Origin of the sequence: Pantoea sp. MT58 (assembly GCF_014495885.1) — a bacterium.
Taxonomy (GTDB): domain Bacteria; phylum Pseudomonadota; class Gammaproteobacteria; order Enterobacterales; family Enterobacteriaceae; genus Pantoea; species Pantoea eucalypti.
Window position 1 is genome coordinate 2,599,872 of record NZ_CP061083.1, and the last position, 25,702, is coordinate 2,625,573.

A 25,702-nucleotide genomic window follows, 5' to 3' on the forward strand; every position below is an offset into this window, starting at 1 on the left:
TCCCTGTAAAATGCAGTTATTTTTATTATTCCCCGGCCCGACCTCAGGCGCCATACCACTGTTCCGATTGAGTGAACGGTCACGGGCGTTTTTAGTCTAGACTTAACCGGACGATCTGTGACCGGCATTAGCCCGGCAGGAGAGGAATATGTCTCATCAACCCCTTACAGATACCCGCCAGCGCTACCATCCCAGCCTGTTTCGCAGCTTTTTCCAGGGCAGTTTTCCCTGCTCTACCGCCTGCCGTACCCCGGGCAAACGGCTGGATATGGTCTTCAGCAGCGGCCACGATATGCTGCTGGAAAAAGATTATGCCGCGCTGGCTGATCAGCACCTGCTTACCGCCCGCGACGGTGCCCGCTGGCATCTGATTGAAAAGATCCCCGGCCAGTATGACTGGCAAAGTTTTCTGCCGATGATAGAAGCTTCACAGCGTCAGCAGATGGAGATCATCTGGGAGCTGGCGCACTTTGGTTATCCCGATCATCTTAATATCTGGAAAGCCGAATTCGTTGAGCATTTTAGTCGTTTCGCCCGTGCGATGGCACAACTGATGCGCGATCAGGGCATCGAACGCCCCTTCTTTACGCCGGTAAATCAAATTTCATTCTGGTCATGGGCTGGAGCCGATGTGGCCTGGTTCAATCCCCATGCCGCTAATCGCGGTAAAGAACTGAAGCGACAGCTGGTCCGTGCCTCGCTGGCAGCGATTCACGCCATTCGCGAAGTCTATCCGGAAGCACGTTTTGTGCTGACCGATCCGCTGGTACAGATTGCCCATCATCCCGATAATCCAGACAGCAAACCTTACGCGGATGCGCAGCATCAGGCGCAGTTCGAGGCCTGGGATATGCTGGCCGGTCGCGTTGATAAAGAGTTAGGCGGCAGTGAAGATTGCCTGGATATTCTGGGCCTGAACTACTATCCCGATAACCACTGGTTTTTCCCCGACCAGCCGATGTCACTGGAGGATCCGGCACGAACTCCACTGCACATTTTGCTGGCGCAGTGCTGGCAACGCTACCAGCGCCCGATGTTAATTGCCGAAACCGGCGCAGAGGGTGACGCGCGCGCCCCCTGGCTGCAGGAGATCAGTGAAAACGTGGCGGTAGCGCTGGATCACGGCATTGCAGTGGAGGGCATTTCGCTCTATCCGGTGGTGGAGTATCCCGCCTGGGCTGACGACCGGCGTTCACCCGGTCCGCTGCTGGGATTAGCTGATCCTAATGGCAACCGCAAGCTGCATGAAGCGCTGGCGCTGGTTCTGCGCAGTCAGCAGATTAAGTTCACCACTCGTAACGCATAATCAGGCATGCTGAGAAGGATGGTTCTTCGGGTAACAGGAGCGAACATCAAGAGAGGGATCGGCAGGATGACGAACGTCGGTCAGCCAGACCATGGTAAACAGGAAAGTGACCCCGATCAGGCAGGCCGCCAGCAAACCGATAATTGCGATTAATTTGTCATCTCCGGAGTCCATCGCCTTCTCCTTATGCCATCCGACGAATCCCTGGGCGTGTCAGCTCATCCAGAGCGTAACTATCAGGACAAAGATTATAAGCGTTACCGAGGTCACCGCAAGCACCACTATCGCAAAGTGCGCATCGTCAAGTGACTGGCGAATTGGCTCATCGTGATCGTCGGGTGGCAAGGGCAAAGACATAACTATCCTGTGGAAAATAGGGCCGCAGGGCGTAATGCGGTGAGTGACAGTGTAAATGAAAGGTTGTTTATCGTCCGGTTTTTTCGTTCGGAAAATAAACTGGCCCGTGTCAGTACCGCACGGACCGGATATCAGACGCCGCGCCAGCGTCTGAAGATCAGAGATGTGTTAATGCCACCAAAGGCAAAATTGTTGCTCTGGATATAGTCGGTTTCAATCTCTCGCGGCTCACCCATGATGTAATCCAGCTGACCGCCATCAGCGGCCGGTTGCGTCAGGTTAAGCGTGGGCGCAAACCACCCTTCCCGCATCATCTCAATGCTCATCCAGGCTTCCAGCGCCCCGCAGGCACCCAGCGTATGGCCAAAATAGGATTTCAGAGAGGAGATTGGCGTTGACTCGCCAAACACCGCTGCCGTCGCCAGACTTTCTGCCATATCACCCCGCTCAGTGGCCGTGCCGTGCGCATTCACATAACCGACTTCTGATGCGGTAATACCGGCGCTCTGCAATGCCCGCTCAATGCAGATCTGCATGGTTTCCCGCTGCGGCTGCGTGATATGGGCGGCATCGCAGTTGGTGTGGAAGCCCGTGATTTCAGCATAAATTGTGGCACCACGCGCCAGGGCATGATCCAGCGACTCCAGGATCAACGTGCCGGCCCCTTCGCCTATCACCAGGCCATCGCGTTGCTGATCAAAAGGCGCTGGCGTGGTGTGTGGCGCGTCATTGCGCTGGCTGGTTGCAAAGAGGGTATCGAACACCGCCGCTTCCGACGGACAGAGCTCCTCCGCACCACCCGCCACCATCACCGTCTGATATCCATGACGAATCGCCTCCCAGGCATAGCCAATAGCCTGGCTGCCTGACGTACAGGCGCTGGAGGTCGGGATCACCCGGCCGCGCAGGCCGAAAAAGAGCCCGGCATTCACGGCGGTGGTATGCGGCATCATCTGCACGTACGTCGTGCCGGTAATATTGTTGGTGTGCTTTTCGGTCAGCATGGTGGCGAACTCGCTGACCGGCCCGGTGCTGCCGGTAGAGGAGCCGTAGGCGATGCCCGTCTCTCCGCAGGTCAGCACCGGATGGTCAATCAGCCCTGCCTGGGTCAGCGCCAGTTCGGTGGCACGCGTTGCCAGCAGCGAAACGCGGCCCATGGCGCGGATACGCTTGCGGGTATAATGCGCAGGCAGTTCAAAGTTATCCACGGGCGCGCCGAGCAGGGTATGCAGTCCGTCATAGATCTGCCACTCCGGCATAAAGCGTACCGCGTTGCGCCCGGCACGAATACGCGCCGAAACCTCAGCCCAGGATTCACCAAAGGCCGTTACGCCGCCCATACCGGTTACGACTACCCGCTGGATCACAGCATGCCTCCATTAATTGAAATCACCTGACGCGTTACGTAACCGGCGATATCGGACATCAGATAGCTCGCCAGTCCGGCGACTTCGTCGGCCGTGCCCATGCGCTTCATCGGCACGATCTTCATCGCTTCTTCAATCACCTGAGGCTCGAGCCCCTCCATGCCGGTATCAATCAGACCGGGCGCGATGCAGTTAACGGTGATTTTGCGTTTAGCCAGTTCAATCGCCAGTGCTTTTGTGGCCCCGATAATGCCCGCTTTCGCCGCGCTGTAGTTGACCTGACCGCGATTACCCATTATTCCGGAAACCGATGAGAGGGTAATAATACGGCCACCGCGGCGCAGGCCGATCATCGGCATCACGCAGGGCTGGATAACGTTGTAAAAACTGTCGAGATTGGTGTGGATCACGTTGTCCCACTCCTCATCCGTCAGGGCGGGAAACGCTGCATCACGGGTGATACCAGCATTGCTCACCACGCCATAGTAGGCCCCGTGTTGCGCTATATCCGCTTCCAGCGCGGCACGGGTGGCTGCCCGGTCAGCCACATCAAATCCCAGCACACGACCACTGCCGCCTGCAGATTCGATCTGCTGCAGGCACTGCTCAGCCCCCGCGCGGTCACGGTTAAAATGAACGATAACCTGATAGCCATCCTGGGCGAGACGCAGCGCAATCGCGCGGCCAATGCCTTTACTGGCGCCCGTGACTAATACCGACCTTGTCATGGCAGATTTCCTTGTGACATTAATTGCTTTAACTCTGTTTCATTGGGTTGCCAGGTGTTGAGACGACCGCTGGCAAGCCGTTGCCGGCCGTAACAAATATCGCCCTCAAAGCTGCCCATACGGTCATCGCGCATCAGCAACGTCATTCTGATATCCAGCGTGACGTTCGCGGGAAAGTACGGTTGATCTGCCCGCCAGCCGCGTCCACCCAGCAGCATGCCGGGCGGGACAAGGGTTGCGCCACCCTGCTTTGCATGCCAGCCCGACCAGACGCCTACGGTTTGAGCCATCATCTCGACGCCAAACCAGGCAGGCAGTTCGCCCTGTGGCGTCAGAAACGGCGCCAGTACGCCATCGGCACAGGTCGATACCTGACAGTGAACGTGCTCTTCATCAACGGCAATCAGCTGATCAAGCAGTAGCATCGGTGCAGCATGCGGCAGCCAGAGTGCCGCGGGAGAATTAATGTCCATCAAGGCGTCCCAGAATCAGGCAGGTGTTGTTGCCACCAAAGGCGAATGAATTAGAAGCGATGACCGGCCGTTGCAGCGCCTGTGGCTGTAACAGCAATCCGCAATCCGGCAGCGTCTCATCCTGCGCCGCCGCGCTAAAATCCTGCGCAGGCAGCGGCAGATTGTTCTGCAGGATCAACGCGCTGAGCGCAGCTTCGCACACGCCCGCCGCGCCGAGCGTATGGCCGGTCAGATGTTTGGTTGAGCTGCATGGCACCGCATTGCCAAACAGACGATGAATCACGGCGGCTTCCATCTGATCGTTCAGCGGCGTGGCTGTGCCATGCAGATTGATATACCCCACTTGCTGCGGCAACAGATTCGCCTGTTGCAGCGCCATTCGCATCGCCCGTTCAGCGCCTTCGCCCTGCGGATGAGGCGCAGACATGTGCCAGGCGTCGGAAGATTCACCCGCACCCAACAGCGCCAGCGGCTGCGGTTCCCGCGTCAGCAGCATCAGCGCGGCTCCTTCGCCAATCGAGATGCCGTCACGCTCGCGGCTGAACGGCGCGCAGCGACGCTCAGAGAGCGATTCCAGACTGTCGAAACCGTTGATCGGCATCCGACTCAGCGAGTCTGCACCGCCCACCAGCGCGACATCCGCCAGCCCTGCCGCGATCAGCCGCTCACCACTGATAATGGCGCGGGCGCTGGAAGAGCAGGCGGTAGAAATGGTATAGGCCGGGCCATCGAGCTGCAGGTAGTGCGCCAGAAAACGTGACGGATCGCCAAGCTCCTGCATCTGGTAGTGATAATCGGGCTGGCCGCCGCAAATCTGCTGATCCCCCTCATCCACCCCCGAGGTGCTGGTCCCCAGTACAATTGCCACTCTGCTGGCGCCATAGCGTGCAGTCGCCGCGTCAAGCGTCGGACGGATTTGTATCAGCGCGGCCAGCAGCAGCTGGTTGTTTCGGGTGTTATGCGCGCTAAGGACAGCAGGAATCGCTGGCAGCTCACCTTCAACTCTGCCAAGCCAACAGGCGCGATCACCGCTCAGCCAGCCATGACGCAACTGCATACCGGGTGCCTCACCTTTTTTCAGGCTGGCCGCAATCTGCTGGCTGTCATTTCCCAGGGCATTCAGCATGCCGATAGCAGAGATATAAATCATGAGGCGTCCAGATGTTGAATGCGGATCTGATAGCCAAAGGCATGCTGCCGAATGCTGACTGGCTGGCGCTGATTATCCCGTTGCAGATAATCAATCTCCGTTACCAGCTGGTTATCGGCATCGATCAGCTGGCGCTTTAATCCCTTATCCTGCAGCTTCCAGCCTGGCGGCAGCTGTTTTTGCCAGGCATCCAGCGGCCAGTAGCTGAGCATGATGTCTGCCAGAACCTGACTCGCGGGCGGCATCTGCGGCAGCGGCATCAACTGCTGGGTATGAATACCGCTGGCATCATAGCGCAGACTGAAGAGTCGAATACCCACTGAAGAGAGCCCCGCCAGATCAATTTGCTGTTCATCAGCACTGAGCAGCACCAGCAGTGACTGACTCTGGCCTTTAACCTGGCCGGTCAGCAACTGCTGCTGTTGAAAGGCGGGACGGATGCCTGGCGGCGGCAGCGTCACCTTCACGCCCGGTTTCAGCCAGGCGGTAGGACGGCTGCTGTCGGGTGCCGGTCCGGCACAGGCGCTGAGCAGCAGAGCCGTCAGCAGAATACAGGCGGCGCGGATCATCGTTTACTCCTTGATCGGGTGGGTCGCATCGCCAGCGGTGACAGCAGGAAAGCGCTGAAGATGCCGCTGCATAATACGGAGCCAAAACTGGCAATCGCGCTGGTGCTGCTGAATACCAGCATGCCCAGCGTCAGTAAGGTGGTGATCATCGCCAGCGATACCGCCAGCAACGAAGTCATTGGTGTACCCTGTGGGTTGCTGAAAAAGAGCGTGTAGTTAATGCCGATCCCCAGCACCAGAATCAGCGCCAGCAGCGCAAACAGGTTCAGCGATGCGCCGATCCAGCCCAGCGTTGCCAGCGCCATCGCCAGCGACAGCACCGACGGCAGCGCGCTGCGTAAGCCCGCCTTTAATCCCAGGCGCAGTACAAAACTCAGGGTGATCAGCAGCAGCGCCAGTGCCAGTAATCCGCCGAGCAGGGTACGCCAGAAACTGAACAGCGCATCGTAACTCGCCTTGCGATCGATCCAGCTGACGCCAGGATGCTGCTTAGCCAGCTCTGCGAGTGCGGCGCTGTTTTTTACGCCGCTGGTGGGGATCAGAACACCGCTCTGCCCGTCCGGCAGCGTCAGCCACAGCAGACGCCAGCCCTCACTCAGCGGACCCGACAGCCAGGCATCGGGTGTTACCGGCATTGGCGTCAGATCCGGCGCGGCAAGGGCAATTCCCGCCTGCTGCAGGCGGGCCGTAATCGTCGGAACGGCCTGTTTCAGCAGCTGCAGATCCTGCTGTTGCTGCGCCAGCGACTTCAGCGGCAGCAGACGATAATGTTGCAGCCAGCCCTGCTGCTGTGCCTGATGGAGATCCGGTGCCAGTTTTTCCAGCCGCTGCAGCGTCTGCTGAGCATCATCGCCCCAGACCACAAACCAGGTCTGATCGGCACGCTGGCCGGTCAGAGTAGCGAGCTGGCGATCCTGTTCAAGCAGCTGTGCGGGGGCACTTTGCAGATGCGCGATGTCATCATCTACCTTTAACTGAGCGATTCCGGTCAGGGCGAAGATGGCCATCAATACAGGTAATCCGACACGCAACCCGCGCTGGCGACGCCAGGCGGCAAGCCAGCGCGCCAGCGGCACCATCAGCGGCACCGGACGCACCGGTAATCCACGTACCAGCCACGGCGTGATCAGAATTACCGTCAGACAGGATGCGGTTAATCCGCTGGCGGCAAACACCGCCAGCTGACGCAGTCCGGGAAAGGGCGCGAGCAGCATCAGCAGCCAGGCAATCGCGGTGGTCGCAAGCGCCAGTAGCAGCGTACCGCGGACTTTGCGCAGGCTCTGCCACGGTGACTGCTGTTCGCCGTGAACCATACGCTCAGTGAGATAATAGAGCGTGTAATCCGCCGAGATGCCGACAATACTCAGACTCATCACCAGCGTCATCAGATGCAGCTCACCGAAGCAAAGCAGCGTCACCACTGTGCCTGCCATCGCGCCTACCGCCACAGACGTCACCGTCAGCAGCAATGGACGCAGTGATCGGAAGACCAGCAGCACCAGCAGGACGACGCCACCCAGCGTTACACTCCCCAGGGTTTTAACATCGTGCTGCGCACGCTGGCTGGCGTTGTCGCTGAACAGGACAGTACCCCGCGTCAGCAGTTTCGCCTGCGGCCAGCGGCTTTTAAGCTGCTGCTCCAGCGCGCTAAGCCGGGTCACCAGCGCATGGCTCTGCTGCATACTGAAAGCATTGTTCGCCAGTTCGCCATGCAGAAAATACCACTGCTTACCCTGCTCGTCTTTTACGGTCAGCCAGCCATCATGCAGCGTCATACGTCCGGCATTCTGAGCCAGCGCCAGCTGTGAACCGCGCACCAGCATCAAAGGATCGCCCTGCAACTCTCTGCTGCTGACGCCCGAGAAGGCTGAAAAAAGCTGCGCCAGCAGCCAGTCTGCCTGCGCCTCACCCCCGTTCTGCAAGCGGCTGCGTGTCGACTCATCAAGCAGACCATTGCGGTGTTGCCAGGCGAAACGGCCCCACTGCTGCTGCTGCTGTGCATCAAGATCGCCCTGCACAAGCTTCAGGTCAGGCAGCGCACGCAACTGCGCCAGCCACCAGGCAGCGACCTGCGGATCGTCCTGCTCACCGGGTGAAACCAGCCACACCATCTGGCGATCCAGCCGCTGCATAAAAGCCTGCTGTAGCGCAGGCGGTGCTGCGCCCAGATTCTGTTGCGGCAGCAAAGCCAGCACGCTGCTGTTGAGCTGGCTGCGCGGCAACAGAAAAGCGAGCGCCGCCGCCAGCAGCAGACAGATGGCCAGCCACAGGATCGCCAGCAGCCGATCGTTACGGCCCGGCAAAACGTGCCTGCTCCTCGTCGCTTAACTGCGGCGGTTCAATGCGGGTGTTACTGAGCTGAATCTCGGTTTTATCGCCCTGCTTATCATCCAGGTTGATGCTGTCCAGGAAGGTATTACCCGCCAGCGAGATACGGTTGAAGATTTTGTTGAGCGGCGCAGCTTTGGGCGTCAGGTCCAGCGTCCAGGCGCCGTTGCCACGATCGCTGAAGGCCACGCTGAAATTTTCGTTAAGGACCTTCTGGTCAGCCTGGAACAGCGCCCGCAGCAAATGATTGAACTGGAACATCTGCGGATTGCTGTCAGCGGTGATCACCTGGGGCTTCTGGCCGTTAAGGCTTTGCACCATGCGCTTATCATCCAGCAGCAGTGTCATCACAAACGGCGTCTGCTGATGCCACCATAACCCCTGCTCACGGGCGATCAGCATTTGACCGTGCGACACCAGCGGCTGACGCATACCTGAAATGGTGCGCGTCTGGGTAAAGTCGGCCCGGATCACTGGCTGGCTGGCAAAACGCTGCTGCAGCTGATCCAGTGTGACTGCGCTGGCCGCACTGGCCCACAATAGCAGGCCGGTAAGCACTATTTTCAGCATCCTTTTACTCCTAAACGTTCCAGTAAAATATCGGGCGAAACAAAGCACAGCGCCTGACTCTCCTGCTCAACCGCAACCTGCAGCGTATGCGCTTTAGTGGTGATCTGATCGGCCGCGTTTCGCACCTCATAGTCGATGCGCAGGCGGTTCTCATATTCTGTAATCCGGGCACTGACGCGAATCGTCTCTTCACAGCGCAGGGGATGGCGATATTTAACCCGGGTATCGACCACCGGCCAGACGTAGCCACTGGCAGCCATCTCGGCATAACTGTAATTGATGCTGCGCAGCAGGGCTTCGCGTGCCACTTCGAAGAAGCGGAAATAGTTACCGTGCCAGACCACACCCATGGGATCACAGTCGTGGAATGAAACGGTCAACACGACTTCAGCATGATGTTCAGTCATGGTCAGACTCCTTGTGGTGCGCCTGGTGATCAGGCAACGTCCAGAAATCGAAAAAGTTGAACCAGTCCAGCGGGGCCAGCAGCGCATAATGCGCCAGCCGTTGCGCATAGCGATCGACCGCCTGTTGCAGCGCCTGCTGACGTTGTGCACGGGGCAGCAGCAGCGGATCGGCAAACGGCTCACAGTGGATAAGCAGTTTACCCTGTTGCCGCAGGGCAAACATGAGCAGCACCGGACAGCGTAACGCAGCCGCCAGCACAAACGGCCCCTGTGGAAACGGTGCTGCCCGACCCAGAAAATCGCTCCAGATGACCCGACGCTCGCCACCGCGTTGCGGATTGACCGCCGTACGATCCCCGACAATCGCCACCCATTCGCCCGCATCCAGCTTCTGTTGCAGCAGGATTGCTGTCTCCGGCCCGATATCACTGACCGGCATCAGATTGACCCCCGCCTGCGGGGCGATAGTTTCCAGTACCGCCCGAAAGCGCCGGGCATTGTCGGTAAACACCAGTGCATTAATCACCAGTCCGCTGACCTGCTGCGCCATCGCGCGACAGGCTTCAATGTCGCCAAGATGGGAGGCCAGGATCAGCTTGCCCTGGGGTGTGGGTGCGCGGATTATCGCTTCTGCGCCCGGCGCGAAATCGATATCCCGTCCCCAATGCAAATCCCCGCGCCAGCTGGCGACTTTATCCAGCATCGCTCCGGCGAAGCGCAGAAAATGGCGGTAGCTGTTAAGCCGCGGCGGTAATGCAACCTGCCGCTGCTGTGCGGCGACGGTGACCTGCGCCAGCCATTGCCGTGAAGCGCTTCGCGCGCGCTGACCGCTCAGCCAGTAGACCGCGACGACCGGCCAGAGCAGCAGCGTAAAGGGCAGCCGCCCGCCATAGCGATACACCGCCAGCATAAAACGTAATCCCCACTGTCCGCGCCGCTCCGTTTCCACAGACCAGTGTGCTGGCGCGTTACGCATCGCCAGCAGACGCGGGATCCGCGGCAGCATGCCGAAGAACAGACGGGTATGCATCCAGGAGATGCGCAGATTGTCGTAGAGCGCATCGAAGTGCGACAGCCCGCTGGCGGGATAGGTGACGCGGGTCGGGATAAAGCGACTGCGTATGCCCTGCCAGTAGAGCCGCACCATGATCTCAGTATCGAAATCCATGCGCTGACCGATGGCACGGCGATCGCACAGCGCCAGCGTGGGGGCCAGCGGATAGACACGAAAGCCGCACATGCTGTCGCGGATCGACAGCGACAGCGTTTCAATCCAGACCCAGAAGTGTGTGATATAGCGACCGTAAAGACGTGATTTAGGGATCGAATCGTCATAAATCGGCTGTCCGGAGATCAGCGCGTCGGGATAGCGCTCAGCTTCCGCCAGCATCAGCGGCAGATCTTCTGCCTGATGCTGACCGTCCGCATCAAGCTGCACGGCATGGGTGAATCCGCGTGCCGCCGCAGCGCGCAGACCATGAATCACCGCCGCACCTTTACCCTGATTGCTGTCGAGTCGCAGCACAGTGAGCTCTGCGGCGTACAGCGTCGCCAGCTGAAGCTGAGTCGCCGTGTCGCTGCCATCATCCACGACGATAACCGGCAGATTAAACGGTGCCAGCCGGGCCAGTACCGATGCCATCATCGCACCATGGTTGTAACACGGGATCACTACGCAAGGCGTAAACGGCAGGGTTAGCACAGCGTGATCTTCCCGATGCTGGCGCTCGGCTCGCCGTCGTGACTGAGCAGGCTGTAACGGAAACTCAGGCGCGACTTTTCAGCATCCCAGTCAAGACGCAGTTGCAGAAGTGAGTCAGGCAGCACCGGCTGCTGAAATTTGATGTTTTCAATGGCGGCAAACTGCTTACCCGGCGCGAGCAGTGACACGCCGTAGTGCATCACCCAGTCCAGTTGAGCCACGCCAGGCAGAATAGGCAGCGTCTGAAAGTGGCCCTGGAACCAGAACAGTCCGGCTTCAACCTGCAGAATCAGCGTGGCGCTGTCAGCCTGCAACTCCCGGCTTCGTTCAATCGGCAACATGAAAAAGTTCCTCTATTTGCGGCCAGGCGCGTTTACTTTGGGGGGTAACCGGAATGGTGGCAACAATCCGCCAGTAGCGCGGCATCGCCAGCGGTTCCAGCCAGCACTGCAGCTGGCGTTTCCATTGCTGTCTGTGCTGGTGCAGAGCCGCTTCATCCAGCGTGGTGGTGAGCGACAGCACGACGCCAATTGCCTGACGATCATGACGCGTGACCACCAGCGCCACGGCATCGTCAATTTCCGGCAGATCGGTCAGTCGGCGCTCTATCTCACTTAATGAGATGCGCTTGTCTCCAATTTTCACGATGCGATCGTGACGTCCTGCCAGCTGAAATCCGCCATCGGGCTGCATATTCAGGCGGTCGTCCAGCGCAAGGCCGTTATCACCCGCAATCAGCGGCGACCAGACCTGCCAGCGTTCGGGCGTCACCTGCTCAAGCCTGACGCCAGAAAAACTTCGCCACGGGGCATCGGCCCGATCGCACTGACGCCAGGCCAGAATGCCGGTTTCGGTGCTACCGTAGATTTCACTGACCGGGCAGCCAAAGCGCTGCCAGACCTGTTCTGCATCCGGCCCGCGCAGGGTGCCACCGGCAGAGACAATCAGTTCACAGCCGGGCGCGTCGAGCGTACTGTCCAGCCGCGATAAAAAAGCCGGGCTGCTGATAAAAGCATAGCGACAGTCGCGCGGGAGCTGGGCCAGCTGCTCGCCGTAGAACAGCGGCTGAGCGGAAAACGGCAGCCTGAGCGTCATTGGCAGGAAAAGTCGGAACGATAAACCGTAAAGATGCTGATGGCTGACCGAGGCAATCACCCTGCAGCCTTGCAGCTGTTCGCCCCACAGAGCGCTGAGCCAGCGGCTCTCCTGCTCCATCACCGTCAGTGACTTCACCACCTGACGCGGTGCGCCGGTGGACCCCGAGGTAAAGAGTATCAGCGCTGAGCTCGCAGGCAGTGGTGGCAGCTGGCCCTGGGCTTCTGCCTCATCCCACGTCAGCAGCGGCAGGCTGACCGCCAGCGGCATGTCGCACAGCACCCCATCAAGCTGCTCCTGCATCTCATTCAGTAGCGCGGCGCGGCTATGACCCGGCATCACCGGCGTTTTACTGGCATACCAGCAGGCCAGCAGCGCCACACAGAAACGATAACTGTCGTCAAAACAGAGCCCCCAGTGCGTGCCCGGCTGTGCCGCTAAGCGCAGGCTAAGTGCCTGCACCTGACGACGCATCGCGCCGAGCATCAAGGGTTGATCGCCTCGCCAGGCGACTTCACGATCGGCGCCTGTCAGCCACTCGGCCACGCTCATGCTTTTCGCCTCACACGCTGACGAACCAGCCACTCAGCGCCCATCAGCACGCCGATCAACAGGTAGCTGATGCCACCGTTCCACAGCGTCCAGAGCCGCAGATCGCCCTGCAGACAGGTATAGAACGCCATGCTGCCATTGCCGATAAAAAACAGGCACCAGATCTGCGTGACGCGACGGGTGTAAGGCACTGCGGCGGCAGGAAGTTCTGGCTCACGCAGCCGGGCAATACGCTCCACCAGCGGCATCGCGCTCCAGAGTGAAGCACCGAACACCAGCAGCATCGCCAGATTGACCGCCACCGGATACCACAGCAACAGATGCTGAGCGCGTAACAGCTGGCTGCTGATACAGAGCAGCGCGCCGAGCAGCGCCAGCCAGCCCATGACCGCGCCCAGCGCGTTCTGCTGACGACGCAGTTGCAGCCAGCGCAGGCCAAACAGCAGCGCCAGCAGCCAGAAGAGTCCCTGCCAGCGCGGCTGGGTCAGTGCCAGCCAGACCAGCAAGGGCCAGGCCAGCAGCGTAAGCAGATTGAGCAGGCGAAGCGTAGCAGCAGGCACGACGGATCAGGCGTCTTCGCGCATCAGTTGTTCCACCGCATCCACGACATCCTGCACAGTTCGGACCGCGCGGAAGGTTTCCGGTTTGATTTTACGGCCGGTACGTTTTTGCAGGTGCACGACCATATCGACAGCATCAATGCTGTCGAGCTCGAGATCTTCATACAGACGCGCCTCGGGGTGGATATCCTCGGGCGCAATTTCAAACAGGCTGGTGAGCAGCGAAGTCACTTCCTGATAAATCTCTTCTTTGTTCATCATAAGATTGTCTCCGCTTTCAGCCGCGCTGTTGGTTGACGAACGCGGCCAGCGTCGCGACAGAGAAGAAGTGGGCACGCAGGGTTTCACTTTCCGCAGAGAGCGTCACGCCGTAGCGATTTTTCACTGCCAGGCCAAGTTCCAGTGCATCAATTGAGTCCAGCCCCAGCCCGTCGCCAAACAGGGCAGCGTCAGTCTCAATATCATCGGGGCTGAGATCTTCAAGGTTCAGCGTGTCGATAATCATCTGTTTGATATCGTTAATTAATGAATCCATACCGGTTTTCGTCTTACCTGTTCTGGGGGACCAGCGCCTGCTCTAAGTGGCGGGTCAGGCGACGCGCGGCCAGTGGCTGCGCATCGGGATTGCTTTCACAAAACGACTGACTGTCGATTCGTGACTTTACTCGCACGGTAAACAGCGGTTTAACCGGCGGAATCTGATACCAGCGGCTCTGTTTATCAAGCATACGCTGGCTGCAGGTGATGTGAACCACGCGCAGATCGCATCCGGCGCGCACCGCAATATTGGCGGCTCCGCGCTGCAGAGTCAGCGGCTGACCGTAACGGGTACGGGTGCCTTCCGGAAAAATCAGGATATTGTCGCCGCGCGCCAGTCTCTGCTGACTGTCCGGCAGCAGCGTCTCCGCTTCACTGTTGATCAGATAATCGGCGGCGCGAATCACCCCACGTATAAAGGGATTTTTTTGCAGATCGGCCTTTACCAGACAATCCATCTCTGGCAGTACCGACGCGATCATCACGTAGTCGATCAGTGACGGATGATTAGCGACAATCAGGCATCCGCGATCCTGTTGCAACAGCTCTGCGCCTTCAATGCGGTAGTCGTAAACGCCGGTCATCCGGCAGAAACGCAGAAAGCAGCGGAAGCTAAAGGCGATAGCGCGTCGGGCCAGCAGCCGGCGGCGCAGAGAATCGCGCTGGATCAGGAGTAGCAGGTTGAAGCCAATCAGTGACAGCAGCAGTCCGCCCAGCCCAAACAGCGTAAAATTGACGGCCGTCATCACCAGTCGCCAGCAGTAGTTAAGGCGGCTGCCTGAGTGCTGAGCGGGTTGTGAGCAATCAGCCATGACTTCTCTCCCAGTGCCATGTCAGGCGTTCGCCTGCCAGGCTGAAGGTGGGCGAAGCCGCCAGCCATTGCTGCAGAAAACGCAGGCTCTGCGGTAACAGCGTTTCTGCCCTCTTCTCTTCGCCTTTACAGCCAGTGCAATACAGTTGTTCGCCCGCACGCAGCAGCAGTGCCACCGCATAAGGAAAATTCACGCGCTGATCCGCCAGCCACGGCAGATAATAGTCCGGCACGATGCCGTCGAAGTCGACCAGCAGCACCTGCTGATAACCCGCCTGATGCAGAGCGCTGACTTCAATCAATCCCTGCTGAAAAGAGTCCATGCCTGCCGCAATGGAGGTCGAGACCAGCGGCGCTTTTGCCGCAATGGTCAGGCTGCCAACCGCCGAATTGTGAACTGACATGGCAAAGTCTGTAGGTGACATTGACTGTTGATCTGCAAGGGTATTAAGAATACGCAGATTACGCTCCAGTTCACCGTGACGGCTGGTAAACACGATAGCGTCTGCCTTCTGCCGTGCCAGAAGCGCCAGCCCACACTCTACCGCCGCACGGCTGCCGCCGCTCAGACGACGCGACGTCATCATCGGTAAGTATTGCGGCTTTGCCATCGCCGCTAAGGGGTCGATGGCCCTGCTCTGTTGCGCCCAGTCCTGCCAGGCTTCTGGCGCGCTTAAACCCGGAGCCAGTGCCTGCCAGTCGACCAGTGAGTAAACGAGTTTCATCTCAACACTCTTTTCATCATACGTGTGGAGTCGGCGTTCATTGGATCGTCACTCCTGCCTTCTGCAAAAAAAGTGCGTACCGGAAAACCTGCCGAACCCTAATCAGGTTCTCACGGTAGAGGTTTACTCAAGGATTCATCAATAGCAGCTCATCTGATTTGTCGGCCGGCTGCCGCAGAACTTTATGCTTAGCGAGTCTGTCGACCCATTATTGCAACAGCACGCCGATCACCGGGCGGCCAGGGCCGACAGCCGCAACTGAATATCCTGATCGAGATTGGCCATCCAGTCGTTGTCGTTATTGAGGATCACACCCTGTCCCGCTCTCAGGTTTTCACTGCCGACAGACTCAATGCGGTAATTCTGTCTGGTGTAAGTAATGCGGATGGTCGCCACAACATCACGCTGGGCCAGACGACCATTGATTACACCAGGCGAAACGGGTGTCATCAGCTGTTTCCGGCCAATACCCGCCTCAATGATCGCCAGTTTCATCTGATTATCACTGTCATGCTGAGTGAGGGCCTGATTCACGTTATGAATCGGCGGCGTGCATGCGCAGCCGGTTAATCATGCAGCGACCACAGCCAGCGCAAAAAGTGTTTTTTTGATCATAACGAGTCCCTTCTTTGATCTTTTCTATCAGTGAGTTAAACGTAAAAATCATCCAACACCAGCTTAACATTACGTGCATTTTTCCGGCTGGCTGGTTCAAAACCCGCGCATGATACCATCGAATGTAAAGACAGGTAAGCAGAAGTATGTATAGGTTTTGGGTGGTTATTTGAGGGATTAACGCGAGGTAAAATGCGCAGTCGCGGCGTCTGCGCAGAGGCCGATCCCGGCCGCAGAAACTCTTACTGCGGCTGGATCGGCCCGGACAGTCATTGTGTGGAGGCGGGTGCCCAGCCACCGCCCAGTGCGCGATAGAGATCGATCTGCGCCAGCAACAGATTATTTTTAACGGCCACCCGATTCAGCTGAGTTGAAAACAGGGTTCGCTGCGCATCCAGTTCATCCAGATAGGAAGCGTAGCCATTTTGATAGCGGTTGCGGGCAATGCGCAGCGCCTCGGTTACGTAAGTTTCCTGCTTTTGCAGTTCCTGAAGCTGTGCCTCACGCTGTCGGATAGCGTCCAGGGCATCATTGACTTCCGAGAAGGCGTTGCGCACCACTTTTTCATAGCCGTACAGCGCCTGATTGCGCGTTGCCATTGAGACATCAACCTGTGCCGTCAGCGCTTCACGGTTCAGCAACGGTGCCAGAATGCTGCCGCCCACGCTCCAGAGCCGGAATGGATTGTCTGCGAGCTGGTGCAGCACCGAACTCTGCAGGGTGCCGGTGGCAGTGAGGTTCAGCCCTGGCAGCAGCTTAGCGCGCGATGAGGCAAGGCTGGCATCTGCGGCCAGTAACTGACGCTGCGCCTGCACAATATCCGGGCGGCGATTAAGCAGTTCGGACGGCAGCAGCGACGGCATCTGCTGCGGTAGAATCTGGTCAAACTGCTGACGACGGGCAATGCTACGCGGGTTCATGCCCACCAGGATGCTCAGCGCATTCTCCTGCTGCGCGATCTGATGCTGCAGCTGCGGTATCTGTGCTTTCGCCGACTGATATTCAGAAGCGGCCTGCATCCACTCCAGCCTTGAGGTGTAGCCGCTCTCAAACTGACGCTGGGCTAGCTTCAGTGAATTGTTGCGGGTCGCCAGCGTCGCCTCGGTGACCCGCAGCTGTTCATCCAGCGCGCACAGGTTGAGATAACCCGATGCCACTGAGCTGGCAATGGTCAGCTCTGCAGCAGACGCGGCGGCCTGCTGCGCCGCTAAGCTTGCCTGCGACGCCGAGACGCTATTGCTACGCGCCCCCCAGAGATCAACCTCGTAATTTGCCTGTAACAACCCCTGAAAAACATCGGTTTCATAGGGCTGGCCCGTCACTGACGAGAGCGTTCGCTCACGGGTCGCCGCTACGCCGGCGCTGAGGGTCGGAAATTCATCACCCTGCGTGGCGCGCAGCTGGGCGCGATACTGATCAACCCGGGAACGCGCGGTGAGAATATCAGGATTGTTGCGCAGCGCCTGTGTGACCAGCCGGTTGAGATACGCATCATGAAACGCGCGCCACCACTCCGCTTCCGGCGCAGCAGCAGGCCCGACACTGTTGCGCCAGGCGGCGGGGATCGGCAGAGAGGACGGTGCCTTTTCAACCTGCGTTGCGCAGCCGGTCAGCGCCAGCATCAGCGCACTTACCAGTAAGCCGCGACGCATCATTGTGCGCCCTCATCGGCGGCCTGGGCTGCGGTATCGATATCGACTTCAACCGACATGCCCGGGCGCAGCTGCTGCATATCCTGCTCGTTGATACGGATCCGAACCGGAATACGCTGCGCAATTTTAACGAAGTTACCCGTGGCATTGTCAGGTGAAATAGCGCTGAACTCTGAGCCGGCTGCCGGCGAGATAAATTCCACCTGCCCGTTAAAGCGTTTGCCATCCAGTGCATCGACCCGAATCGTCACCGGCAGGCCAGGCCGGATATGGGCCAGTTGAGTCTCTTTCAGGTTCGCGATGATCCATTTGTGATTGGGCACTACCGAGGTCAGGCGCGTACCGGCCGTGACATAGGCGCCGGTTCGCACTGACAGCTGACCGAGCTGGCCATCATCAGGCGCGGTAATCCGGGTATTCGCCAGATCGATCTCCGCCAGCTCCAGCGCGGCGCGGGCGCTCTCGACATCCCCCTCCAGCGCGTCGCGATTAACGATAACGGTTTGCAGGTTCTGCTGCGCGACGGCGATCTGCGCGGCAGCCTGGCGGACCTGGGCCTGGGCCTGAGCGTTTGCTGCGCGGGCGGCGTCGCGCTCACGTACCGACAGCGATCCATCCGCCGCAAGATTCTCAACGCGTTTGAGATCAAAGCCGCTTTTAAGTGCCTGCGCTTTCGCGTTTTCCAGCGCCGCTTTATTGCTCTGGATGGTCGCTTCTGCGCTGCGCCGCTGCTGCAGATTGTTTTTCAGAGCCGCCTGCTTCATCGCCAGTTGCGCCTGCGCCTGATGCACCCGCTGACGATAGATTCGATCATCAATCGTCATCAGCAACTGCCCTTTCTTCACCGGCTGCAGATCGATGACCTTTACCGAGGTGAGATAGCCATTCACCTGCGGACTGATAAAGGTCACCTGACCGCGCACATAGGCATTCTCGGTGCTTTGTATTGCGCTGGTAAAAGGCCAAAGCTGCCAGGCATACAGGATAACCAGTACGCCAATCACTACAATACCGCTGCCAGCGGCTATCGAAAGAATACGTCGACGGTTTGCACGTTCGCGTTCTGCCGCCTGAAGCTCATCCTGCTGACTCATTGTTTCTCCGTTGATTCCTGTAACGCAGCCAGCTGTTGCTGCTCACGCAGATTAAATTGTGCCTGACGCCAGTCAAGATAACGACGCCGGGTTAAACGCCAGATGACCCACATCAGAGTCACCAGAGCCAGCGCAGCGGTTAACAGATAGGTATCGTTGTAGGCGAGCACATTAGCCTGTAGCGTGGCGACCGTCTGTAACTGGGTGGTGCTCTGCGCACCGCGCAGAACGTCGTCACCCACCAGTGAATTAAATAGCGCGTTGTACTGGCTTAGCCGTTCGGTAACGTTAGGATCGAGCAGTGAGAGTTGATCGCCCAGCAGGCTGGAGTGATATTTTTCCCGCCAGACCTGGAAAGTGCCAAGGATCGCTGAGCCGATCAGTCCACCCAGGTTCTGACTCATGCCAAACAGCACCACAAAGCTCACCAGGTTTTTTGGCTGGGTCACCACGCTACCAATGCCCATCAGCATCGCCGGTGCCATGAAAAAGGCGCTGCTGAAGCCCAGCAAAAACTGGCTGAGATACATTTCGGGGCCACGGGTCAGCGGACTGGATTGCGCATCCATCAGCGAGGCGATAATCATCACCACCAGCGAGGCGACAATCGGCCAGTTGAGATGATTGGGTTTGATGGTGAGTGCGCTGGCGGCGATGCCCACGATAACCCCGGCCATGATCGCCAGTGCCAGACCGCGCATTTGATCGTTCTGCAAACCCATCTGCTGCAAAAAGCCGATCGCGCCGGTGTTCTGTTCCGCCAGTACGATACGGATCATGACCATGACAATGCCAAGCCGCACCATCATGCCGCTGCTCAGCCAGCGGGTGTTAATCAGGGGGTTACGCCGGTTATGCTCAATAACAATCGCCGCGACAATCAGCGTCAGGGCAATTGCAGTACAGATTCCCAACCACGGCGTGGTGAACCACCATTCAATGCGACCCAGCGTCAGCACGCCGCACAGCAGCGCCATGCCAGGCGCCAGCAGAACGAAGGTCAGGAAATCCATCTTTTCAAAGGTTTTAATGCGATCGCCTGGTGGCAGTTTCACCAGCAGCACCCCACCCAGCGCGATCAGTGCCAGACCGAGTTCAAACAGATAAAGGCCACGCCACTCGTTGAGCTGCAGTAATTCTGACGAAAATAAGCGGGCCAGCGGAATAGCCAGCTGAGAGACCGTCAGGCCAATCACCAGCGCTTTCAGGCGATGTTTTGCGGGCCAGGCCTGAACCTGATAGTAGATGCCCAGTGAGCTGAGCGCCGCCGCCACCATGCCATGGGCGGTGCGCACAATGATCGCCGAGCTCAGGTCGTTAGCGAATAAGTGAAAGAATGCGACCAGTACATAAAGCACCAGAAAGGCTTCAGTAAAGACACGCAGGCCAAACTGCTGTCGGAATTTTACCAGCAGCAGATTTATAGAGATGTTGCCCATCACGTAGACCGCAGGTAACCACGCAATCTCATTCGACCAGGCTCCAAAGGTGCCCTGCAGATTAACCAGGTTCGCGGTGACCAGTGCGTTGCTTAACGCGCCGGTCAGCGAAATCAGTAAGCCGATCAGGCCAAATGCCAGACGCTTTGGCATGGGATGCAGCGGCGTCGAGGGCGAACCCGGCAACATCGGTTTTTCGTGCGGTAACCACTCGCGTGCTGCGTAGGGATTTCGCTTTGCCACTGCTACATGCTTCCCATTCGGCTCAGCAGTTGTTGCAGGACGCGCTCGGTGACGGCCAGATCCCCGGGATCAATATCAGCCAGCATTTCAGTACGGAGAGCATCAGCCTCGGTTTTCACTTTGGCGAAGGCTTCATTGCCTTTATCGGTCAGCACCAGGTGACGTTTACGGCGATCTTCTGGCGGTTGTACCCGCGTCAGCAGCGACTGTTTCACCAGCCGATCCACCAGCGGCACCATACTGGCATCTTCCAGCCCCAGCAGTTGCGCCAGTTCGGTCTGCGTCATGCGCTGCGGCTCACTGGCAATCAGCCCGATGGCCATCCAGCTGCTCATGCTTAAGCCGCTATCTTTAAGGTGACGATCAACCGCCAGGCGCCAGGCATGGGCGGTCAGATGCAGTAAGTGGGTAAAGGTACGCGTATGCTCAGACAAATGTTAGCAGCCTAATAGTAAGATATCTAATTGAGTGGAAGCGTTATTATACGCAAAGCGAAACGCGATTGAAAAGCGTCCGGTCTGTTAAAAATTAGTGGATCGCGTCAGAATGTCCAGAGGCCGCAATCAGGGGCCGGATAACATGAATCAGGCATCAGCAAACTGGATCGATTTGCGCCGTGACGCCGTTAGCGGTATTGAGGCATTGCGCGCCCATTTCACTGGCCACGCCTGGGATCCCCACTGGCACGACAGCTATCTTATTGGCGTGACCGAGCAAGGTGTACAGCAGTTTCATTCGCGGCGCAAACAGCATCAAAGCCGTCCCGGCACGGTTTTTATGCTGGAGCCTGAGGAGTTGCATGATGGCGATGCTATCAACCACAGCGGCTTCACCTATCGTATGCTCTATCTTTCACCGCAACAGATTGCGCAGCAGCTTACGCCTAATCAGGCTGATGACCCCTTGCCGCGTGAACTCCGCTTTGCAACCACACTGCGCGACGACCGCCCATTGGCTTATGCTGTCTGGCACGCGTTTGATGCACTGTGGTACAACCATCCCGCGATCATCAAAGAGGCGGCGATGGATCGGATGTTCAGTCAGCTCACCTCGCACCGGCAATGGTCACTGCCCGCTCAGCCCGTCGATAAAGATGCCAGGCTGGCTTTGCAGGCGCGTGACTGGCTGATTGCCCATCATGCGGAAATCCCGGCCTGCTGCAGATGGCGCAGCAGCTGCAGGTGGATCGCTTCCGGTTATCACGCCTGTTCCAGACGCACTGGGGTTTGCCGCCTCACGCCTGGCTGGTGCAATGGCGGCTGCTGGGCATTGCCATCGTCGGCGATAAAAAAAACCTGCGTAAGCTGACGGCTAAACTGGTGTTGTTCAGCTAATTTGTTCCCGGGAAGCTGGCCACGGCTTCCCGGCTTTTTCCACCCGGTTCGCCAATCCCGCCATCTGTATAGGTTATTTGTACAACTTTTGTGTCGGAATAATCCTTATAACTCCTTGATAAGTTGTGAATGGCACATTTTGCTAAAGAATTCGATTTTACAGATAGTTATTCATTGTATAAGTTTACTGCCACGAGTTGTATGCGACTCTGTAACGAATGATGCATTTGCGTCGCCTCTGAAGGTGTCAGTGGATTTCCACCTTCAGAGGTTAATTTTTGTTTGCTCAATTTGTGGCACTGGTACCATCGCATCTGTCCATGCGGTGGTTTTTTTGATCGCTTTTGTCCTGACATCCGAACCGGAATCGGGCTGTTCTGAAGGGCTTACACATGCAATATATTATTCCCCGGACCAATCAGGAAATCGCTGATTATTTTAACCCTGCGGCCAACAAGCCAGCCAGTGAGATGGAAATGCTGGGTATCCTGATTGCAGAAATTTTGCAGTCAGGCATGCCAGTAAATAATAAAGCCATTATTTCCAAACTTATTCATCGGCTTGAACTGGAAAGTGACAGGGAAATGCTGGATAGCTACCGCCAGCTGCTCGACCTCGTGGTCCACAAGACCCCGGATGATTTTTCGCTGTAAGACTGACTCCATGGAGGGAGTTCCCCCCTTTTTCTGGCATCTTTGCCCGTCGCCCGGTACTATCTGCCCCTCACCATGAGCCTGATCTTCCCGCCCTTCGCGCGGGAGCAAAACAACTAAAGAGCCTGCAGACCTTTATGACTCAAACCAATGATGTTGCCGCAACCGACGTTGTGGCGGGCGATATCAGTGTGGGGCGCGTTCTGCGTTCGCCTGCGTTGCTGACCCGCGAATGCCTTGCCGGGGTAATTACCGCGCTGGCATTAATCCCTGAAGTGATCTCCTTTTCCGTTATTGCCGGTGTAGACCCTAAAGTCAGTCTCATCGCCTCGGTCGTGCTCTGCCTGACCCTGTCGATACTCGGCGGACGCCCGGCGATGGTTACGGCGGCTGCCGGTTCTGTCGCACTGGTAATCGGACCGATGGTTCATCTGCACGGTGTTGAATATATTCTGCCCGCGGTAGTCATGGGCGGCGTGATTCAGATTCTGTTTGGCGTGGCCGGTCTGGCACGCATGATGCGCTACATCCCCCGCTCGGTGATGCTGGGATTTGTGAATGCGCTGGGCGTGCTGATTTTCTTTGCTCAGGTGCCGCACGTCTGGGGCCAGTCATCTCTGGTGTGGATCTTCTTTGTCGCGACCCTGGCAATCGTGCTGTTGTTACCGCGTCTGTTAAAGAGTGTTCCTTCTCCGCTGGTTGCCATTGTAGTGGTGACGGGCGTCGCGCTATTAATGGGCTATCGCATGCCGAACGTGGGCGATGAAGGACCGATGAGTCCTGGCCTGCCCGGTTTTAACAGCCTGCTGGTACCGCTTAACCTGCAGACTCTGCAGATTATCTGGCCCACCGCACTGAGTATCGCCTTTGTCGGGCTGATGGAGTCGCTGCTGACCGCCAAACTGGTCGATGACCTGACCGATACCCCGTCCAGTAAGCGCCGCGAATCCTGGGGTCTGGGTGTGGCAAATATCCTTGCGGGATTTTATGGCGGTATCGCCGGATGCGCGATGATAGGTCAGACTATCGTCAACGTTGAGCTGGGCCGTGCGCGCAGCCGCGTTTCAACCGTGGCCGCGGGTCTGGTGCTGCTGCTGCTGGTGACCGGACTGAGCCGGATAATGGCGCAAATTCCGATGGTAGTATTGGCCGGTATCATGATGGTGGTGGCAGTGAAAACCGTTAACTGGCATAGCCTGCAGCCCAACACACTGAAACGTATGCCGTGGTCAGAGACGCTGATTATGGTGCTGACAGTGGCGGTAACGGTCTGGACAGGAAATCTGGCACTGGGCGTACTCGCTGGAGTGATCCTGGCGATGCTGCTGTTTGCCCGCCGTATTGCACATGTCATTCATGCTGAACGTCAGCTGAGTGAAGATGGTGAGTCAGTACGCTATGAGGTACGTGGTCCGCTGTTCTTTGCCAGCAGCAACGATCTGTTTGAGCATTTTGATTATGCGCATGACCCGAAAAAAGTGACTATTGACTTAACGCACGCGCAGATCTGGGATGCATCCAGCGTCGCAGCGCTGGATGGTATTGAATATCGCTATCAGCGTTATGGTGCAGACGTGACGATTGAAGGGCTGGATCCGCGCAGCACTGATTTCCATCAGCGCCTTACCGGTAATTTCGGATAAATAGCTCCGTTCTGCTGCCTCTCCGGCAGCAGACTTTACTCTGCCTGTTGCCGCCGCGCCCGATAGCGGCCAACCATAGTAATCAGCGCCTGATAGATTAAACCAGCATAGAGACTTGTCAGAATCGCCAGGCCTGGCTCTTTTCCCTGCTGATGCCATGACATAAACCACATGAATACGCCCCACAGTACAGAGAACACCAGCCATCCGCGGACGAACTTCATAATGCCATTCATAACGACTCCTCTTAAATAATGAACCACCTTAACCTGCTCCCGCCCAAAAAGCATCGCCCGTTTATTCGGGTTGAGAGACGTCTCATATAATCGCCACAAATTCTCTCTCTGGCTCGGACATGTTACCTCGTCCAGGTAATTTTACGGCGATTCTCTATACTCTACGTTCCGCTTACCTGATCAGGGAATTACGATGAAACGTATTGCTTACCTGTTATCGATGCTGGCTATACTTGCGACACTCACTGCCTGTGCACCACCACCGCCGGGCAGAGATGCACCACCGCCACCGCCGCCAGGCAAAGAGGCCCCACCACCCCCTCCGGGCGGGCAGCAGCCGGTTGGCGCACCAGGCGGTGTTGGCCCGGCAGGACAACCGCAGGGATAGTCTGTTTCAGCCAGTCTGCGTTGCAGGCTGGCTAATGCCGAAAGGCGCAGCCGCAGGCTGACATTTCTCCTGGCGCAATTTTGCCAAAATGGGAGTGGCGCCGCGCTAATTGCCCCTGCACTTGACTGCTGACTGCGTGCTGCCCCAACCAGCGATCTAACGCGTTGACCATAATTTGCCTGATATCAGGTGACCAGCTGGTAAGATGCCAGGTAGAGCTTCGGGCTTCCTCACTGTCTCCAAATCCCGCCACCGCAATGTGGGCACCCTGACCAAAATCGCGGATTGCCTGTATCGCACCAAAGGCCAGCAGATCGCTTTCACAGAAGAGTGCCTGAATACGATCGGCGGCACGGGTCTTTTTCAAATAATCCATCATCGCCTGATACGCGCCGTCACGGTCATCTGCCTCTGAAGTCAGCACAGCATTCAGCACCCTGCCCGCCGCCTGTAGTGCCGTGCTGTAACCCTGCTTTTGCGCGCTTTCAACAGGCTGGCTTTGCATAAAGCCAAACCGCTGATGCCCTTCCGCGAGCAGTAATTCCGATGTTACTTCCCCTGCCCGCCGCGCATCCGCTTGCCGTTCAGGCTCCGCGTCAATCTCAAGCACCGGCAAATTGCAGGTATCTGTAATGCGGTTGCCGGGTAGCAGTATTACCCCCCGCATCGCAAGCGGTGTCGCCTGCCGGATGAGTGCTGTCAGTGCTTCTTCGCTATCGGCACTCAACAGCACGGTGATAGCACCGCGAACATTAAGTTGCCGCGTTACCTCGTCCAGCATTTTCTGTTGATACGGATTGAGCAACTGGCTGGCGACAATACCAATAACCGGCGGTAAAGCCGAAAGGGGTGAGTCATGTTTGAAAGGTCTGGTCATTGACGTTAACGTCTCTGCAACGGCAAATAATACCCACCACTTTACGATAAACCAACCTGTCTCAACAGGTTATGAAGTTCGACTCAGGCCGCAAAAATGAATGAAATCAGATGTAATCAGGTTTGAATTGGCAAAGCAGTGACACGGATAATGAACGGTTATTCAGCACTGAGACGTGATGCCAGTTGAAAAGCATAAGGATGTGAGGTGCCAGCCATGCCAGATTCCGGGCACAAAAAAACCGCCTCTAGGGGGCGGCTTGACGACACTGCTTATCATTGATTTTATTGG

At 57.7% G+C, this 25,702-nt stretch carries 29 protein-coding genes and 2 pseudogenes; 6 read left to right on the top strand and 25 right to left on the bottom strand.

Annotated elements, in window-relative coordinates; translation table 11 throughout:
* The first annotated feature begins 148 nt into the window (after window positions 1-148).
* Window positions 149-1,306, top strand: coding sequence for a beta-glucosidase (locus IAI47_RS12295; RefSeq protein WP_008925912.1), 1,158 nt, complete (start codon window positions 149-151; stop codon window positions 1,304-1,306).
* On the opposite strand, the gene IAI47_RS12300 is transcribed toward IAI47_RS12295, so the two are convergent.
* The 23 genes from IAI47_RS12300 to IAI47_RS12410 form a co-directional block, all read right to left on the bottom strand.
* Window positions 1,307-1,480, bottom strand: a complete 174-nt coding sequence (locus IAI47_RS12300; RefSeq protein WP_003849936.1) for a hypothetical protein — start codon at window positions 1,478-1,480, stop codon at window positions 1,307-1,309.
* Between the two features lie 39 nt (window positions 1,481-1,519).
* On the bottom strand, window positions 1,520-1,663 hold the full coding sequence (locus tag IAI47_RS12305) for a hypothetical protein (RefSeq protein ID WP_003849938.1): 144 nt from the start codon (window positions 1,661-1,663) through the stop codon (window positions 1,520-1,522).
* 131 nt (window positions 1,664-1,794) lie between these two features.
* A complete protein-coding gene (locus IAI47_RS12310; protein ID WP_008925911.1) occupies window positions 1,795-3,030 on the bottom strand; it encodes a beta-ketoacyl-ACP synthase in 1,236 nt (411 codons plus the stop codon).
* Entirely contained in the window at window positions 3,027-3,758 is a 732-nt protein-coding gene (locus IAI47_RS12315) for a 3-ketoacyl-ACP reductase FabG2 (RefSeq protein WP_008925910.1), read from the bottom strand. Before IAI47_RS12315 ends, IAI47_RS12310 begins: the two co-directional genes overlap by 4 nt.
* Entirely contained in the window at window positions 3,755-4,231 is a 477-nt protein-coding gene (locus IAI47_RS12320) for a hotdog family protein (RefSeq protein ID WP_008925909.1), read from the bottom strand. The genes IAI47_RS12315 and IAI47_RS12320 overlap by 4 nt, the downstream gene beginning before the upstream one ends.
* A complete protein-coding gene (locus IAI47_RS12325) occupies window positions 4,221-5,381 on the bottom strand; it encodes a beta-ketoacyl-[acyl-carrier-protein] synthase family protein (protein ID WP_008925908.1) in 1,161 nt (386 codons plus the stop codon). Before IAI47_RS12325 ends, IAI47_RS12320 begins: the two co-directional genes overlap by 11 nt.
* Window positions 5,378-5,950, bottom strand: coding sequence for a DUF3261 domain-containing protein (locus tag IAI47_RS12330; RefSeq protein WP_008925907.1), 573 nt, complete (start codon window positions 5,948-5,950; stop codon window positions 5,378-5,380). Before IAI47_RS12330 ends, IAI47_RS12325 begins: the two co-directional genes overlap by 4 nt.
* Complete coding sequence (locus IAI47_RS12335; protein WP_008925906.1) at window positions 5,947-8,253, bottom strand: MMPL family transporter; 2,307 nt, start codon at window positions 8,251-8,253, stop codon at window positions 5,947-5,949. The genes IAI47_RS12330 and IAI47_RS12335 overlap by 4 nt, the downstream gene beginning before the upstream one ends.
* Window positions 8,240-8,848, bottom strand: a complete 609-nt coding sequence (locus tag IAI47_RS12340; protein ID WP_003849945.1) for an outer membrane lipoprotein carrier protein LolA — start codon at window positions 8,846-8,848, stop codon at window positions 8,240-8,242. The genes IAI47_RS12335 and IAI47_RS12340 overlap by 14 nt, the downstream gene beginning before the upstream one ends.
* Complete coding sequence (locus tag IAI47_RS12345; protein ID WP_003849946.1) at window positions 8,842-9,255, bottom strand: thioesterase family protein; 414 nt, start codon at window positions 9,253-9,255, stop codon at window positions 8,842-8,844. Before IAI47_RS12345 ends, IAI47_RS12340 begins: the two co-directional genes overlap by 7 nt.
* Window positions 9,248-10,897: a glycosyltransferase gene (locus IAI47_RS12350; protein ID WP_370581735.1), complete on the bottom strand. Its 1,650-nt coding sequence runs from the start codon at window positions 10,895-10,897 to the stop codon at window positions 9,248-9,250. The genes IAI47_RS12345 and IAI47_RS12350 overlap by 8 nt, the downstream gene beginning before the upstream one ends.
* Before the next feature lie 53 nt (window positions 10,898-10,950).
* Entirely contained in the window at window positions 10,951-11,298 is a 348-nt protein-coding gene (locus IAI47_RS12355; RefSeq protein ID WP_003849948.1) for a hydroxymyristoyl-ACP dehydratase, read from the bottom strand.
* Window positions 11,285-12,604, bottom strand: a complete 1,320-nt coding sequence (locus IAI47_RS12360) for an AMP-binding protein (RefSeq protein WP_008925904.1) — start codon at window positions 12,602-12,604, stop codon at window positions 11,285-11,287. Before IAI47_RS12360 ends, IAI47_RS12355 begins: the two co-directional genes overlap by 14 nt.
* Window positions 12,601-13,164: a hypothetical protein gene (locus tag IAI47_RS12365; RefSeq protein ID WP_003849950.1), complete on the bottom strand. Its 564-nt coding sequence runs from the start codon at window positions 13,162-13,164 to the stop codon at window positions 12,601-12,603. Before IAI47_RS12365 ends, IAI47_RS12360 begins: the two co-directional genes overlap by 4 nt.
* A 6-nt stretch (window positions 13,165-13,170) precedes the next feature.
* Entirely contained in the window at window positions 13,171-13,425 is a 255-nt protein-coding gene (locus IAI47_RS12370; protein WP_003849951.1) for an acyl carrier protein, read from the bottom strand.
* 16 nt (window positions 13,426-13,441) lie between these two features.
* Window positions 13,442-13,699, bottom strand: coding sequence for a phosphopantetheine-binding protein (locus IAI47_RS12375; protein WP_003849953.1), 258 nt, complete (start codon window positions 13,697-13,699; stop codon window positions 13,442-13,444).
* A gap of 13 nt (window positions 13,700-13,712) precedes the next feature.
* Window positions 13,713-14,513 carry a 1-acyl-sn-glycerol-3-phosphate acyltransferase gene (locus IAI47_RS12380; RefSeq protein WP_003849954.1) on the bottom strand — a complete coding sequence of 267 codons (801 nt, stop codon included), beginning with the start codon at window positions 14,511-14,513 and terminating at the stop codon, window positions 13,713-13,715.
* The gene (locus tag IAI47_RS12385) at window positions 14,506-15,237 is read right to left on the bottom strand and encodes a beta-ketoacyl synthase chain length factor (protein WP_008925903.1); all 732 of its coding nucleotides are present in this window, start codon (window positions 15,235-15,237) and stop codon (window positions 14,506-14,508) included. The genes IAI47_RS12380 and IAI47_RS12385 overlap by 8 nt, the downstream gene beginning before the upstream one ends.
* 228 nt (window positions 15,238-15,465) lie before the next feature.
* Complete coding sequence (locus IAI47_RS12390; protein ID WP_008925902.1) at window positions 15,466-15,732, bottom strand: hypothetical protein; 267 nt, start codon at window positions 15,730-15,732, stop codon at window positions 15,466-15,468.
* A gap of 389 nt (window positions 15,733-16,121) precedes the next feature.
* Window positions 16,122-17,504 carry an efflux transporter outer membrane subunit gene (locus IAI47_RS12395; RefSeq protein ID WP_033743179.1) on the bottom strand — a complete coding sequence of 461 codons (1,383 nt, stop codon included), beginning with the start codon at window positions 17,502-17,504 and terminating at the stop codon, window positions 16,122-16,124.
* Window positions 17,504-18,598 (bottom strand): HlyD family secretion protein, encoded by a 1,095-nt coding sequence (locus tag IAI47_RS12400; RefSeq protein WP_003849960.1) that lies wholly within the window; start codon window positions 18,596-18,598, stop codon window positions 17,504-17,506. The genes IAI47_RS12395 and IAI47_RS12400 overlap by 1 nt, the downstream gene beginning before the upstream one ends.
* Window positions 18,595-20,280, bottom strand: coding sequence for an MFS transporter (locus IAI47_RS12405; RefSeq protein WP_008925900.1), 1,686 nt, complete (start codon window positions 20,278-20,280; stop codon window positions 18,595-18,597). Before IAI47_RS12405 ends, IAI47_RS12400 begins: the two co-directional genes overlap by 4 nt.
* 2 nt (window positions 20,281-20,282) lie before the next feature.
* On the bottom strand, window positions 20,283-20,714 hold the full coding sequence (locus IAI47_RS12410) for a MarR family winged helix-turn-helix transcriptional regulator (protein WP_003849964.1): 432 nt from the start codon (window positions 20,712-20,714) through the stop codon (window positions 20,283-20,285).
* 145 nt (window positions 20,715-20,859) lie between these two features.
* Here IAI47_RS12410 and IAI47_RS12415 point away from each other — a divergent pair.
* From IAI47_RS12415 to IAI47_RS12425, 4 genes and pseudogenes are all read left to right on the top strand, one after another.
* Window positions 20,860-21,542: pseudogene (locus IAI47_RS12415) on the top strand (AraC family ligand binding domain-containing protein); the annotation flags it as partial.
* Window positions 21,531-21,614, top strand: a pseudogene (locus tag IAI47_RS22190) (DUF2000 domain-containing protein); the annotation flags it as partial. The pseudogenes IAI47_RS12415 and IAI47_RS22190, both read left to right, overlap by 12 nt.
* A 392-nt stretch (window positions 21,615-22,006) precedes the next feature.
* Window positions 22,007-22,267 (top strand): biofilm/acid-resistance regulator YmgB/AriR, encoded by a 261-nt coding sequence (locus tag IAI47_RS12420; RefSeq protein ID WP_003849968.1) that lies wholly within the window; start codon window positions 22,007-22,009, stop codon window positions 22,265-22,267.
* Between the two features lie 137 nt (window positions 22,268-22,404).
* A complete protein-coding gene (locus IAI47_RS12425) occupies window positions 22,405-23,910 on the top strand; it encodes a SulP family inorganic anion transporter (protein ID WP_008925898.1) in 1,506 nt (501 codons plus the stop codon).
* 35 nt (window positions 23,911-23,945) lie between these two features.
* On the opposite strand, the gene IAI47_RS12430 is transcribed toward IAI47_RS12425, so the two are convergent.
* A complete protein-coding gene (locus IAI47_RS12430) occupies window positions 23,946-24,146 on the bottom strand; it encodes a DUF6404 family protein (protein ID WP_003849972.1) in 201 nt (66 codons plus the stop codon).
* Window positions 24,147-24,339: 193 nt separating this feature from the next.
* On the opposite strand from IAI47_RS12430, the gene IAI47_RS12435 reads away from it, so the two are divergent.
* On the top strand, window positions 24,340-24,534 hold the full coding sequence (locus IAI47_RS12435) for a hypothetical protein (protein ID WP_003849973.1): 195 nt from the start codon (window positions 24,340-24,342) through the stop codon (window positions 24,532-24,534).
* Window positions 24,535-24,565: 31 nt separating this feature from the next.
* Here the strand turns inward: IAI47_RS12435 and IAI47_RS12440 are convergent, their stop codons facing one another.
* Entirely contained in the window at window positions 24,566-25,411 is an 846-nt protein-coding gene (locus IAI47_RS12440; RefSeq protein WP_008925897.1) for a substrate-binding domain-containing protein, read from the bottom strand.
* Between the last annotated feature and the right edge of the window lie 291 nt (window positions 25,412-25,702).